Here is a 14,249-nt window from a genome sequence, read left to right on the forward strand (position 1 = left end):
CGTGCCGACGACGTTGCCGCTGGCGCCCAGCCAGCAGATGATGTGGGAGTTCATGACCGCGCTCGACCCGGACCGCCCGGGCGACGCCCGGCTCGTGGTGGTGGAGTTCCGCCGGTTGCGCGGCACGCTGCGCGTCGACGCGCTGCGACAGGCCATGCAGGACGTGGTGGACCGGCACGACGCGCTGCGGATGCGGTTCGACCGGATCGGCGCCGACCCGGCCGTCACCATCCTGCCGCATGTCGACTCGCCGCTGGAGTACGTCGACCTGACCGGACTCCCGCCCCGGGAGCAGCGGGCCCGCGTCGAGCAGATCGCGTACGAGCACCGCAACGTGGCGTTCGACCCGGGGCGGGCGCCGCTGTGGCGGGCCGCGCTGATCCGGCTCTCCGCGACCGAGCACGTGCTGGCGCTCTGCTTCTTCCACATGGTGTCCGACGGCTGGTCCTGCCGGGTGTTCGTGGAGGACCTGTGCCACGCGTACGCGGCCCGGCTCGGCGCGGTCGACCCGCAGCCGCCGCTCGGGGTGGACTTCGCCGGGATCGCCGCGCTCCAGGAGGCGGAACTGGCCGGGGGCGGGATCGACGCCGCCACCCGGGCCGGCTGGTGGGGTGAGCGGCTGCGCCCGGTCGAGCCGTACCAGCTCTTCCCGGCGCCCGCGCCCGCGCCGGACGTCGCGCTCAGCGCCGAGGTCGCCACCCGGTTCGCGTTCCCGCCGGAGATCACCGCGTGGCTGCGCCCGGCCGCCCGGGCGGAGCGGACCAGTCCGTACGTGCTGCTGCTCGCCGCCTACCTGGTGCTGCTGTCGCTGCGGGCCGGGCGGCGGCGGATGGTGCTCGGCACCACCACGCTGGGGCGGGAGAGCCCGCTGTCCCGGCAGCTCATCGGGCAGTTCACCAACAATGTCTACCTGCCGGCGACGGTCGACCCGCACGCGCCGATGCGTGCGGTGGTCGCCGCCGCGCACGCCGCGCTGGCCGGGGCGATCGACCACGCCGCCCCGTTCCACCGGGTGGCCCGCGCGGTCCGGCCGGACTTCCCCCGGATGCGCCCGTGGCCGGACAACCACCTCTTCGACGCCTGGTTCCAGTCCGCCGCGTCCGCCTCGCCGGTGCTGAGCGGCCCGGGGCTGCGGGTCGAGCCGATCGACGTGACCGCCCGGGCCGCGCCCGGTACCCCGCCACCGGTGCTCGCCGCCGACGTGCCGCCGGACTGCCTGCCGGTCTGGGTGAAGCGGGGCTCGCCGATCGTCGTCGTCGACGACGACCGGGCCGGCGGCGTCGTCATCCGCAACCGGGGCGTCTTCGGCGACGACCTGGTCGGCGGGCTGATCGACGACTACGTGGCGGTGGTCTCGGCGCTCGTCACCGACCCCGGCCTCCCACCGGCGCGGCTGCGCCTGCCTGACGGTGCGTGCTTCCTCGACCACACCACGGGGTAGGACACTGACCGTCACCGATCCGAGAGAGGTACGACGACCATGACGGACACCTCGACGCACCAGGACGCGACGGAGTCGCCCGCGCCGCCCCCGTCGGCCGTACGGGCCCGCTGGTCGGTGGTGCTGCTCTTCGTCATCATGGGCCTGGCCATCGGCGGCTGGTCCGCCCGCGTGCCGGAGGTCCGCGACGCGGTCGGCGTCGGCAACACCGGCTGGGGCCTGGCCAACATCGCCACCAACGCGGGGGAGTTGGTCTCCCTGGTCGTGGTCGCGGTGCTGATCAGCCGGATCAACACCCGCCGGCTGGCGCTGGCCGGGGCCGCGCTGATCCTTCTCAACGCGCCGCTGCTGGCCGCCTCCACCACCGTGGTGGCGCTCGTCGCCGGGCTCGCGGTCTGGGGCTTCGCCGCCAACCTGCTGGCCACCCCGATGAACGCCCAGTCGGTGGAGGTGCAGAAGCGCTACGGGCGACCGATCCTGTCCACCTTCCACGCCGGTTTCAGCATCGGCATGCTCGCCGGCGGGCTCTGCGGCACCGGCGCCGCCGCGGTCGGGCTCTCCCCGTCCGCGCAGATGGCGGTCACCAGCGTGCTGCTCGGCGCGCTGCTGATCGGCACCCAGCGGTGGCTGCCGGACACGCCCCGGCAGGAGACGAAGGACGGCGAGGCCCGGCGCGGGCTGCGCGAGCGGTTCACCCCGCAACTGCTGCTGCTCGCGGTGATCGCGTTCCTCGCCTCGTTCGTCGAGATGGCCGGCGCGCAGTGGAGCGCGCTCTACGCCACCGAGGTGGCCGGCGCCGCGGCGGTGCTCGCCGCCGCCACGTACACCAGTCTCTCCCTTGCGGCCACCGTGGCCCGGCTGTTCGGCGACCGGCTGGCCGGCCGGATCGGCCGCATCCGCTTCGTCCGGGCCTCCGCGTTCGTCGCCGCCGTCGGGGTGGCGCTGCCGGTGGCGTACCCCCATCCGGTCGCGGTGATGGCCGGGTTCGCGCTGCTCGGCTTCGGGCTGGCCTGCGTGACCCCGACGGTGCTCGGCTTCGCCGGTGAGCAACCCGGCCTCACCTCCGGCGAGGGCGTCTCGGTGGTGGCGATGGGGCAGTGGCCGGGCGCGCTGCTCGCGGCACCGGTGATCGGCCTGCTCGCCGGCGCGTTGAACCTGCGGACCGCGTTCCTGGTGGTGGCCGTGCTGGCGCTGGCCATCGTGGCGTTGATGGGGCCGGTGCGGGCCCGCGCGCTGCCGGGCGAGGGCGCGGCGACCTGACCGCCCGCGCCCCGGCCGCGTGCGCGACGGCCGGGGCGCCGACGACGGTCAGAAGTCGTCGTCGAAGGTGACCCGGCCGGTCACGCCGACCTGGTAGGCCGACACCCGCCGCTCGAAGAAGTTGGACAGCTCCTGCACGTCCTGCAACTCCATGAACGCGAACGGGTTGGCGCTGCCGTACATCGGCGCGATGCCCAGCGCGGCCAGCCGGCGGTCGGCCACGTGTTGCAGGTAGAGCCGCATGTCGGCCGGCGACATGCCGGACACGCCCTGCTCCAGCAGGTCCTCGGCGAACTGCGCCTCGCATTCCACCGCCTCGGCGAGCATCTCCCGGACCTGCCGTTCCGTCTCGGCGTCGAACAGCTCCGGCTCCTCGGCGCGTACGGTGTCCACCACGTCGAAGGCGAACGCCATGTGCATCGACTCGTCGCGGAACACCCAGTTGGTGCCGGACGCCAGCCCGTTGAGCAGCCCTCGGGAGCGCAGGAAGTAGACGTAGGCGAACGCGCCGTAGAAGAACAGCCCCTCGATGCACGCGGCGAAGCAGATCAGGTTGAGCAGGAACGCCCGCCGGTCGTCGCGGGTGCGCAGCTCCCGCAGTGTGAAGATGGAGTCGATCCAGCGGAAGCAGAACTCGGCCTTGCGGGCGATCGACGGGATGTTCTCCACCGCCGCGAACGCGGCGAACCGTTCGGCCTCGTCGGGCACGTAGGTGTCCAGCAGGTTCAGGTAGAACTGGACGTGCACCGCCTCCTCGAACAGCTGGCGGGAGAGATAGAGCCGCCCCTCCGGGGAGTTGACGTGCTGATAGAGGTTGAGTACCAGGTTGTTGGCGACGATGGTGTCGCCGGTGGCGAAGAACGCCACCAGGCGGGACACCAGGTGCCGCTCGGCGGGGGAGAGCCGGTCCAGGTCGGCCAGGTCGGCGTGCAGGTCGACCTCCTCCACGGTCCAGGTGTTCCTGATCGCGTCCCGGTACCTGTCGAAGAAGTGCGGGTAGCGCATCGGGCGCAGGGTGAGGTTCATCCCCGGGTCGAGCAGCATGGGTCGGTTCTCGGCGGTCGTGGTCACTGGCAGGCCTCGCAGCTCTCGGGGTTCTCCAGGGAGCAGGCCGTCGCCGCGTCGACGACCGGGGCGAGCACCGGCGTGACGGTGGCCTGCTGGATCCGGGTGGCGGGTCGGGACCGCAGGTAGTAGGTGGTCTTCAGGCCGGACTTCCAGGCGTAGCGGTACATCGAGGAGAGCTTGCCGATGGTCGGCGCGCTCAGGAACAGGTTCAGCGACTGCGACTGGTCGACGTAGGGCGCGCGGGCGGCGGCCAGGTCGACCAGCGCCCGCTGCGGCAGCTCCCACGCGGTGCGGAACAGTTCCCGCACCTCCGCGGGCAGTTCGTCGAGGCCCTGCACCGAGCCCTCCGCGCGCCGGATCCGGTCGCGGACCTGCGGCGTCCACCGGCCGCGGGCCTTCAGCTCCCGCACCAGGTACGTGTTGACCTGGAGGAACTCGCCGGACATGGTCTCGCGCTTGAACAGGTTGGACACCTGCGGCTCGATGCACTCGTAGCAGCCGGCGATCGAGGCGATGGTGGCGGTCGGCGCGATCGCCACCAGCAGCGAGTTGCGCAGCCCGTGCGCGGCGATCCGGGTCCGCAGCGCGGCCCACCGGTCGCGCTGCGCGGGCTCCGCGCCCCACAGGTCCGGGTGCAGGTCGCCCTTGGCGGCCCGGGTCTGCGGGTACGCCGGATGCCGGCCGAACCGTTCGGCCAGCCCGGCGGACGTCTCCAGCGCGGTCAGCAGGATCTCCTCCTGCACCCGCGTGGACAGCTCCCGGGCCGCCGCCGAGTCGAACGGCAGGCGCAGCGTGAAGAACGCGTCCTGCAGGCCCATCAGCCCCAACCCGACCGGTCGCCAGCGCGGGTTCGACGCGGCGGCCTGCGCGGCCGGGTAGTAGTTGATGTCGATCACCCGGTCGAGGAAGACCACCGCGGTGCGCACCGTCGCCCGCAGCCCGTCCCAGTCGACGCCCCCGGCGGTGACGTGCGCGCCGAGGTTGACCGAGCCGAGGTTGCAGACCGCCGTCTCGGTGTCGTCGTTGACCTCCAGGATCTCGGTGCACAGGTTGGACAGGTGGATCACGTTGCCCGGCTCGCCGGTCTGGTTGGACAGCCGGTTCGCGGCGTCCTTGAACGTCATCCAGCCGTTGCCGGTCTGCGCGAGCGTGCGCATCATCCGCCCGTACAGGTCCCGGGCCCGCACCGTGCGTACGGCATTCTTCTCGGCCGCCCGGTACGCGGCGTCGAACGCCTCGCCGTACAGGTCGGGCAGTTCCGGCGCGTCCGACGGGTCGATCAGCGACCAGTCCTCGTCGGCCTCGACCCGACGCATGAACTCGTCCGGGATCCAGTTGGCCAGGTTCAGGTTGTGGGTACGCCGGGACTCCTCGCCGGTGTTGTCCCGCAGCTCCAGGAACTCCTCCACGTCCGGGTGCCACGGCTCCAGGTAGACGCAGGCGGCACCCTTGCGCCGGCCGCCCTGGTTGACCGCGGCCACCCCGGCGTCGAGCGTCTTGAGGAACGGCACGATGCCGTTCGACCGGCCGTTGGTGCCCCGGATCAGCGCGCCCCGGCCGCGCACCCGCGACCAGGAGATGCCGATGCCGCCCGAGAACTTCGACAGTCTCGCGACCTGGTGGTAGCGCTCGTAGATCGAGTCCAGCTCGTCGCGCGGCGAGTCCACCAGGAAGCACGACGACATCTGGGTGTGCCGGGTACCCGAGTTGAACAGTGTGGGGGAGCTGGGCAGGTAGGCCAGCCGGGACATCAGCCGGTAGAAGTCGACCGCCTCGGTCGGCGTGTGCGACAGCCCGCAGGCCACCCGCAGCAGCCAGTACTGCGGCGTCTCCACCACCAGCCGCGACTGCGGGTGCCGCAACAGGTAGCGGTCCGCCACCGTGCGCAGTCCGAAGTACTCGAACCGCAGGTCGCCGTCCGGGTCCACGGCGTCGTCCAGCTCGTCGGCGTGCCGGGCCACGAACGCGGCGGTGTCGTCGCCGACCAGCCCCAGCCCGTGCGCGTACCCGATCGACTCGCTGAAGCGCGTTACCTGCTGCCCGCGCACCTCCTCGGCCACGTACGCGGCCAGCAGGCGGGCGGCCAGCTTCGAGTACTGCGGCTCCTCGCCGATCAGCTCCGCCGCCGTCTGGATCGACAACCGGTCCAGCTCCGACGTGGTCGCACCGTCGTAGAGCCCGCTGATCGTCTTCGTGGCGACCCGCAGCGGGTCCACCTCGTCCAGGTCGGCGACCCACCGTTCGACCGCCCGGACGATCCGGTTGACGTCGACCGGCTCGGTGTCGCCGTCCCGCTTGCGGACCCGCATCGCCAGCCGGCGCTGCTCCGGGGGGTTCTCCCGTACGACCGTCATGACCTCTCCTCGCTGTCACTCCGATGGCCTCGGACGGCGGGAGAACGCCAACGGGCACGGCATGCACAGCCGGCCCGGCTGCTGGCGTCGGTCGTCCCGCGCGACCGTCGACCGCCGCGCGCGGCAGCGCACGGCGCGCTGGCAGGTCTTCGGACTCGCGGGCGTCGTACTCGTTCCTACTGGCCGTCGCTTCCCAGGCCGGTGGCCCAGTGCTGATGACGGCGGTCGTTCCCACTCACCGCTGCGGGGCAGTCCCGGATTTCCACCGGGTTCCCTCTTGCCTCGTCCGCGCCCCGGGGACGCGGCCGAACCAGCTGCGGGAGACACCATATATGGCGGTGGTGGTGCGCGGGAAACACCAGATGTCGGGTCCGCGTGTCGGCTACGTCTCAGCCCAGGAATGGCGCCGCGGGGAGGCGACGACGATACTCGGCGGCATGGCGAATCCGGGGCGCCGCTGGGCGTGGGTCGTGGTTCTGTTGGTCGGCGTCGGACTGTTCCTGCTGGTGCTGGAGACACTGATCGGCACCCGGAACATCAACTTCGTACCCGCGCTGATCGTGCTCGGCGCCGCCGTCGCCCCGGCCACGTTCCTGACCTTCGCCGAGGGCCGGTCGGGCCGGTGGCGGGTCCCGGGCGCGGTGGTCGGTCTCGCCGCCTTCCTCGGCGGGGTGATCGGCGTGGTCGCCGCCGGTTGGCTGGAGTTCGACACGCTGCGCCGGCTCGGCGTGCTGCCGATGGTGTTCGTCGGCCTGATCGAGGAGACCGCGAAACTGATCGTGCCGGTCGGCATCCTGCTGCTGTGGCGGCGGCACCGGACGCCGGGCGAAGGGCTGGTGATCGGGGTGGCGTCCGGCGCCGGCTTCGCGGCGTTGGAGACGATGGGCTACGCGTTCACCACGTTGGTCGGGTCGCAGGGCAACCTCGGTGCGGTGGAGCAGACCCTGCTGATCCGTGGCCTCACCGCGCCCGCCGCGCACCTGTCCTGGACGGGCCTGACCGCCGGCGCGTTGTTCGCGTTCGCCGCCGCGCCCGGTGGCCGCCGGCTGGGCGCGTTCCTGCTGACCTTCGCCGCCGCGGTCGCGCTGCACACCTGCTGGGACACGGTCGGCACGCCGGCCGCGTACCTCTTCATCGGCGCGGTGTCGCTCGGCTGGCTCCTGCTGCGCCTGCACCTCGACCGCGAGCCGAAGGAGGGGCCCCCTGTTGTCGCCTCCGGTATAGGCGGGGCCCCCATTTGACACCGGCTCACCGCAGGAACGACACCTCGGGGAAGGCGCGACTCGGGCCACGCAGCAGGTGGCCCCGGTGGCGCAGGTGCCTGTCGAAGAAGGCCAGCGGGTACGCCTGCTGGATGCGTACCGCGCGGGCCGGGTCGAGGGTGCCGATCCAGCCCGCGAGCTCCTCGTCGCTCATCCCGATGACCCGGGCCAGTTGCGGCACCAGCCACTGGTTGTCGCCGTACGACTGGTGGAGCGCGCCGGCGGCCTGGAGGTTGAGCCGCCAGCCGCGCAGGTGCGACCAGAACTCGGCGACCGCGGGCTCCGTGGCGCGGGTGTACTCCGCGGTCATCAGCATGAACGGCCGGTCCAGGTCGGTGGCGGGCCGAGGCTGCGAGAGCATCGGCCCGTCGAAGCTCAGTCCGGCCCGTACCCGTTCGTCAACGCCCATGGTGAGCGCGGTCGCGGTGCCGCCCTTCGACCAGCCGAACATGCCGATCCGGTGCGGGTCGAGCGCCTCGCCCAGCCCGGCCGGGAGCGGCCGGTGGTCGACGTCGGGGTTGCCCCCGGCGGCGAGGACGCCGATCTGGTCCAGGACGAAGCGGACGTCCCGGGTGTAGGTCCACGGTGTGGAGTCGTAGTCGTCCTCCCGGACGGTCACCCGCCCGTCCGGGAACTCGACGGGCCCGTCGTACGTGTGGTCCACAGTGACCACCACGTACCCGTGGCTGGCGAGTTCCTGCACCACTATGGTGGTGTCCGATCGGTGGCTGCCCGCGCCGTGCGAGTAGACCACCACCGGCAGCCGTCCGGCGGTGCGGCGTACCGGCGCGCCCTCGTGGCCGGCCGTCAGCGGCGCCCGTACCGCGTCGGGTGCGAACCCGCTGGACTCCAGCAGCGCGCGCAGCGACGCCGCGGTCATCCAGGGGGCGAGCGGGTGCCGCCACACGTGCCGGGCGGGGTACCAGACGCTGACCATCAGCTCGCGGAACCGGCCCGGCCCGGCCAGCGGGTCCGGCTGTGACCGGTCGACCAGGTGCAGCGCGGCCGTGCCCACCGGGTGCGGCCCGGTCGGCGCGGGAAGGGTGAGCCGGACCGGTTCCGAGCCGGTCGACGCGGCCGACGCCCGGCCGGCGACGCCGAGGGACGCTCCGGCTCCCACCGCCAACGCGGCGCCGACCAGGCCACGGCGGGTCATTCCTCGTCCCGTCACTGGTGTCTCGGTCATCACTTGACCTCCTCGGTCTGGATTAGACACCGAGTATATATACCGAGTGTATAGATGCAAGCGGTTGCGCGAACCGCCTCGCGACCACCCCCTACCAGGTGACCGGCAGGCCCTCCGGGCCGAGGATCGCGTGCCCCGCCTTCCACCCGACCTCTGCCGGCGGCACCGCGAGGCGCAGCCCGGGCAGCTCCCGCAGCAGCAGTCCGAGCGCGGTGCGGACCTCCAGCGCGCCCAGGTGCGCCCCGATGCAGTAGTGCGGGCCGTGCCCGAACGACAGGTGCGGCGTGGGCGCCCGGTCGAAGTCCATCCGCTCCGGGTCTCCGAACACCTCCGGATCGCGGTTCGCCGCGTCGTGCGACGGGACGACGATGTCGCCCTCGGCCAGCCGGGCGCCGCCGGGCAGCGTCACGTCCGCCATCACCCGTCGTGGCATCTCGTCGCCGTTGGAGGTGGAGTGCAACCGTTCCAGCTCGGCGACCGCCGCGTCCAGCCGGTCGGGATGCGCCACCAGGTAGGCCCACGCCGTCCCGTCCGGCCCGTACGACTCGGTCTGGAGCACGTGGACGAACGTGGCGATCGAGCTGGCCGTGGTCTCCCAGCCGCCCACCACGAGCGAGATCGGCAGCTTGATCTGGACGTCCGCCGGCTGGTCGGCGGCGGCGGTCGCGATCCGGCCGAGCAGGTCGGCGCCGGGCCGCCCGCGTCGCTGCTCCAACTGACCCCACAGGTAGCCGCCCATCTCCTCGGCCGACCGGGCGGCGTCCTCGCGGCTCAGGTCGCCGGCGCCGAGGAACATGTCGCCCCACCGGCGGAACCGCATCCGGTCCTCGGCGGGCAGGCCGAGCAGGTCGCAGATCACGTCCAGCGCGAACGGGACCGCGAAGTCCCGGACCAGGTCGGCCGGAGGGCCGGCGTCCACCATCGACGCCAACCTCGCCTCGGCCACCGCCCGTACGGCGTCGCGTAGTTCGTCGACCGCCGGCCGGGTGAACGCGTCCTTCACGGTGCCCCGCACCCGGGCGTGCTCGTCGCCGTCCATGCCGAGCATGGTGCCCGCCACGTCGACCTCGTCGGCGTGCGCGGCGGCAGCCCGGGAGAAGACGTCCTGCCGGCGCAGCACCTCCCGCACGTCGGCGTAGCGGCAGATCAGCAGCGCCGGGACCGGCGCGCCGCCGACCCGGCGCACGATCGGCACCACGCCGGAGCTGGCGGCGAACCGGGCGTAGTCCGGGTGCTTGCGCGGGCCGGGCGGCCGGTTGACGCCGCCCTCGTCCTGGTAGAAGGGGTGGGGCCGGCGGTCGTCGATGTCCGTCATCCATCCACAGTGCCAGCTCCGGGCCGGCGGTGGGGCCCCGGTCCGGGGCCCCACCGCGGCAGCCGGTCAGTTGCCGGCCGGGGCCGGTGAGACGGGGACGGCCGGGCGTCGGCGCCGGTGCAGCAGCCCGACCACGGCGTCGACCACCAGGAAGCCGAGCAGCGTGCCGCCGAACCACGGCAGCGCCCAGCCGAGCGCCGCCACCACCGGCACCCCGATCAGCAGCGCCCACCAGCGCACCCCGCGTACCGCCCCGCGGGCCGGCGGCGCGCCCAGCGGGGCCCGGCGGCCGGCGCGGGTGGGGCGGCGTTGCCACCACATCCGGTATCCCCAGACGACGACGCAGAGCAGGCCGAGCGCGAGCGCGGCGAGCAGGATCTGGTTGACCGGCCCGAAGAGCCGGCCCATGTGGGCCTGGATGCCCAGCTTGCTGAGCTTCGCCAGCACCGGCCAGTCGGCGAAGTCGCTGCGGGCGGTCACCGTGCCGGCGACCGGGTCGACGGCGACCCGGTCGTACCCGACCGGCCACCGGTCGTCGGCCTGCGCGACCGTCCACGCGGAGCCGTCCTCCGCCGCGGGGGTGATCGTTACCGGTCCGGACAGGCCGGCGGCGCGGGCGCTGCCCAGCACCCGGTCGTACGTCGCCGGGTCCGCCGCCGGGGCGACGGGCGACCCGCCGTGGTGCCCGCTCCCGGCGGCGGCCGGCGGCCCGGCGAGCGCGGTGGAGATCTCCGGCGTGCCGGCGCGCAGCGCGTCCAGGCCGGCGCCGAAGTTCGCCCCCGCGTAGCGGGACCAGGTCAGGCCGGTGGCGGAGAGGAACAGCAGGCCGACGGCGAGCCAGACGCCGGTGGTGGCGTGCCAGCCCCGGGTGCGTCGCACGCCCCGGCCGGCGGACAGGTCGGGTACGAGCAGGTGACGGGCGCGGGCCCGGCCGGTGGCGCGCCGGCGCCACCACAGCACCACGCCGCCCAGCACCAGCACCCACAGCCAGCTCGCCGCGATCTCCGAGTAGTGCCGGCCGACGTCGCCCAGGTGCAGGTTACGGTGCAGGTCGTCCAGCCAGGTGGTGGCCGGCGTCGAGCCGAACCAGGTGGTCAACCGGCCGGTGACCCGCGCGGTGTACGGGTCGACGTAGACGGTGTGCTGCCGGTCGCCGAGGTCGTCGCGGGCGAACACCACCCGGGTGGTCCGGTCGCCGTCGCCGGGCTGCACGCCGGTGAGCGTGCCGTCCGGGTGGGCGGCGCGGGCGGCGGCGATCTGCTCGGCGAGCGGCCGGGCCTGCTCGCCGACGGTGGAGACGGTGAGCGTGTCGCCGTAGAGCACGTCGTCGATCTGTGGGGCCAGCGTGTAGGCCAGCCCGGTGAGCGCGGCGACGAGCAGGAACGGCGCGACGAGGATGCCGGCGTAGAAGTGCAGGCGGGCCAGCAGCGCGGTCAGCGGCGCGGGCCGGCGCGCCGGTCGGGCCGGATCCGGCGGCGCGGTGGGGGAGTCCGGCGCGCGGTCGCCTGGTAGTTCGGTCACGGACATCGGGGCAACTCCGATCGGGAAAGGAGGAACGGGGGGAATGGCCGGCCCGCTGCCCGTCGAGCCGTGCCGTGGTGCGCGGTTGCCGCCTCCCGGGTGAATGGTCGGGCCGGACCGCGCGGAAGTTCCCGCCGATGTGCCGATCAGTTCCGGTCGCGCGCGGCGGCGGCGAGGAACGCGTTGTAGCGGGCCAGGTCGTCGTCCTCCCCGGTGGCCTCGGCCCGGTCCGCGGCCCGGTCGAGGCGGCGCTGCTCGCGCTGGTCGGCCCGGATCCACTGCCGCACCAGCAGCACCATCACGACGGCGGCGGGGATCTCACCGAACGCCCAGGCGATGCCGGCGCCGAGCTTCTGGTCGTCGAGCAGGGACGACGCCCAGCCGGGGTGGACGCCGAGATACCAGTCGGGGGCGATGACGGTGGTGGTCTGCATCAGCGCGAGACCGAAGAAGCCGTGCGCCATCATCGAGGCCAGGTGGACGAGCACCAGGATCGGGTGGGGGAGCCGGGGCCGGCCCGGGTCGATGCCGATGAGCACCCAGAACAGCAGGTAGCCCGAGAGCACGAAGTGCCCCAGCATGGCCAGGTGCCCCAGGTGGGAGCGCATCAGCGTGCCGAGCAGGTCGCTGAAGTAGAGGCCGAACAGGCCGGCGGTGTAGATGCCGAGCGCCACCGACGGATGGGTGAGCAGCCGGGTGACCCGGCTGTGCAGGGCGCGCAGCAGCCACTCCCGGGCGCCGCGTACCCCCGGTTCGGTCGGGCGGCGCAGCGCACGCAGCGCGAGCGTGACCGGCGCGCCGCCGACCAGCAGGATCGGCACCACCATGGACAGCACCATGTGCTGGGCCATGTGCGCGCTGAACAGCACGTAGGCGTAGCGGGCGAAACCGAGGCCGGTGGCGGCGGCCAGCACCAGCAGACCGCCGATCCAACTCGCCGTGCGGGCCACCGGCCAGCGGTGCCCGCCCCGGCGCAACCGGCGCACCCCGGCCAGGTAGCCGCCGATGCCGACCACGGTCCCGGCCAGGAGGAACAGGTCGGGCAGCGGCTGGCCGAGCAGGTGCGCCGCCGTGGGCGCGGCCGGCATGGCGAAGCCGAGCGCCTCGGTCACCGGGTCGGCGTCGGCGGTTTCGGCGACCGGCGTCGGGCTCCGCGACAGCGCCACCGCCAGACCGACAGTCGCGGCGAAGACCACCAGTTCCCCGGCGGCCAGGCGGGCGAACGCGCCGCGCCGCCCACCCGCGAGGCCCGGCAGGGTACGCCCGCGGTGCGCCGCGCCGAGCAGGCCGAGCAGCACCAGCGCGGCCAGCTTGCCGAGCACCAGCCATCCGTAGCCGGACCGCCAGAGCTGGTCGACCGCGCCGAGGCGCACCGCCGCGTTGGCCAGGCCGCTGACCGCGACCGTCACGAAGCAGGCCAGCGCGAGCCGGCTGTAGCGCGCGGCGGCCCCGGGCAGGTGCCGGCTGCGGCGGATGGTCAGCAGCGCGGCCAGGCCGCCGGCCCACAGCGCGGCGGCGAGCACGTGCAGGGCGAGGCTGGACACCGCGATCTGGTGGTTGCCGGCCCCGGCGGCGTGTCCGGTCAACGCCGGCGGCAGCAGGCCGACAAGCGCCAGCCCGGACGCGACCGCGGCCGTGCCACGGGACACGCCGACCCGGGCCGCCACCGCGACCACCACCGCCAGCCCGGCCTGCGCCAGCAACGACCACCCCTGCGAGATGTCGACGCCGAAACTGACCACGCTCGCCGCGCCGAGTCGGTCGAGCGGCGCACCGAGCAGGTCGGAGACGGTCAGCACCAGCAGCACCAGGACCGCCACGGCCCAGCCGGCCGCCGCCAGGCCGGCGCGGCGCAGCAGCAGCCAGCCGTGCGCGGACACGCTCGCCCCGTCACCGGGCAGCAGGAACGCCGCCGTCACCGCGTAGCCGACGGTGAGCGTGGCCAGCCCGTCGGCGAGCAGCCGGACCGGCGGCAGCGCCCAGGTGGTGACCGGGCCGGGATCGGGCAGGCCGGGGATTGCGGCGGCGAGCGCGCCGCCGGCCCGCAACGCGAGCAGCAGTACGGCAACCGCCGCGCCGACCGCCGCCACCCCGACCAGCCAGCCGGCCGGTCCCGGCACGCCCCCGGCGCCCGGCGGTCGGGTGGTGAGCGGTCCGGTGACGGGTCGCCGGTGCGCCGGCGACTGCGGGGACGGTGGCGTGGGCTCGTGCACTGCGGAACCTGGTTTCGGATCGGGTCGCCGGGTCGCCCCGGCCGCATCGGTCAGGAGGCGCGGCGACGCCGGAGCAGTGACGCGGCCGCACCCGCCACGGCCAGGGCGACGACCGCGCCGCCGGCCACCAGGGCCACCGGTGGGCCGTCGTCGGATTCCCCGGCGGCGGAGACCGGGCCCGCCGACGCGTCGGCGCCGGGCGGCGTGCCGGCATCCGTGGGCCCGGCCGCCCCGGTGGGCGCGGCCGGGTCGGCCACGGTGAAGCGGTACGAGCCCTGCACCGGATGCCCGTCGGCGGAGACCACCCGGTAGGCGACCGTGTAGGCGCCGTCGGCCAGCGGCTGGTCCACGCTCACGGTGCCCGCCGTGCCGTCCACGGCCGGCGTACCGGTCGGCACCTTCCGCCGGTCGGCGTCGCTGAGCACGATGGTGGTGAACTCCGGGTTGAGCCGTTGCAGGAAGCGCAGCGTCACCGTGGTCGGCGCGGCGGTGAGCCGGGCGTCCGGTGCGGGCGTGGCCGACTGCAACGCGTTGTGCGCCGCGGCGGGCGTGGCCGGTGCCAGCAGCAGCGCGGTGAGCGCCGCGGCGAGCGCGGCGACGGCGGCGGGGGTACGCATGGCGGAGCGAGC

Annotated in this window: 10 protein-coding genes and 1 riboswitch; of the genes, 3 read left to right on the top strand and 7 right to left on the bottom strand. The window is 74.1% G+C overall.

Annotated elements, in window-relative coordinates; translation table 11 throughout:
* The first annotated feature begins 1 nt into the window (after position 1).
* Both O7598_RS11425 and O7598_RS11430 read left to right on the top strand, forming a co-directional pair.
* Positions 2-1,441 (top strand): condensation domain-containing protein, encoded by a 1,440-nt coding sequence (locus O7598_RS11425; RefSeq protein ID WP_269691299.1) that lies wholly within the window; start codon positions 2-4, stop codon positions 1,439-1,441.
* Between the two features lie 39 nt (positions 1,442-1,480).
* A complete protein-coding gene (locus tag O7598_RS11430; protein WP_269691300.1) occupies positions 1,481-2,701 on the top strand; it encodes an MFS transporter in 1,221 nt (406 codons plus the stop codon).
* A 48-nt stretch (positions 2,702-2,749) separates the two neighbouring features.
* Here O7598_RS11430 and O7598_RS11435 read toward each other — a convergent pair whose 3' ends face one another.
* Both O7598_RS11435 and O7598_RS11440 read right to left on the bottom strand, forming a co-directional pair.
* A complete protein-coding gene (locus tag O7598_RS11435) occupies positions 2,750-3,745 on the bottom strand; it encodes a ribonucleotide-diphosphate reductase subunit beta (protein WP_269694840.1) in 996 nt (331 codons plus the stop codon).
* A 23-nt stretch (positions 3,746-3,768) separates the two neighbouring features.
* Entirely contained in the window at positions 3,769-6,123 is a 2,355-nt protein-coding gene (locus O7598_RS11440; RefSeq protein WP_269691301.1) for a ribonucleoside-diphosphate reductase subunit alpha, read from the bottom strand.
* 123 nt (positions 6,124-6,246) lie between these two features.
* Positions 6,247-6,453: riboswitch (cobalamin riboswitch) on the bottom strand.
* 107 nt (positions 6,454-6,560) lie between these two features.
* Between O7598_RS11440 and O7598_RS11445 the strand changes: the two genes are divergently transcribed.
* Complete coding sequence (locus O7598_RS11445; RefSeq protein WP_269691302.1) at positions 6,561-7,364, top strand: PrsW family intramembrane metalloprotease; 804 nt, start codon at positions 6,561-6,563, stop codon at positions 7,362-7,364.
* A gap of 7 nt (positions 7,365-7,371) precedes the next feature.
* On the opposite strand, the gene O7598_RS11450 is transcribed toward O7598_RS11445, so the two are convergent.
* The 5 genes from O7598_RS11450 to O7598_RS11470 form a co-directional block, all read right to left on the bottom strand.
* A complete protein-coding gene (locus tag O7598_RS11450) occupies positions 7,372-8,571 on the bottom strand; it encodes an alpha/beta hydrolase family protein (protein ID WP_269691303.1) in 1,200 nt (399 codons plus the stop codon).
* 91 nt (positions 8,572-8,662) lie between these two features.
* The gene (locus tag O7598_RS11455; RefSeq protein WP_269691304.1) at positions 8,663-9,886 is read right to left on the bottom strand and encodes a cytochrome P450; all 1,224 of its coding nucleotides are present in this window, start codon (positions 9,884-9,886) and stop codon (positions 8,663-8,665) included.
* Between the two features lie 66 nt (positions 9,887-9,952).
* Entirely contained in the window at positions 9,953-11,413 is a 1,461-nt protein-coding gene (locus O7598_RS11460) for a PepSY-associated TM helix domain-containing protein (protein WP_269691305.1), read from the bottom strand.
* A 140-nt stretch (positions 11,414-11,553) separates the two neighbouring features.
* Complete coding sequence (locus O7598_RS11465; RefSeq protein ID WP_269691306.1) at positions 11,554-13,620, bottom strand: bifunctional copper resistance protein CopD/cytochrome c oxidase assembly protein; 2,067 nt, start codon at positions 13,618-13,620, stop codon at positions 11,554-11,556.
* A gap of 50 nt (positions 13,621-13,670) precedes the next feature.
* Entirely contained in the window at positions 13,671-14,237 is a 567-nt protein-coding gene (locus O7598_RS11470) for a copper resistance CopC family protein (RefSeq protein WP_269694841.1), read from the bottom strand.
* Positions 14,238-14,249 lie beyond the last annotated feature (12 nt).

Origin of the sequence: Micromonospora sp. WMMC241 (assembly GCF_027460165.1) — a bacterium.
Lineage (GTDB): Bacteria > Actinomycetota > Actinomycetes > Mycobacteriales > Micromonosporaceae > Micromonospora > Micromonospora humi.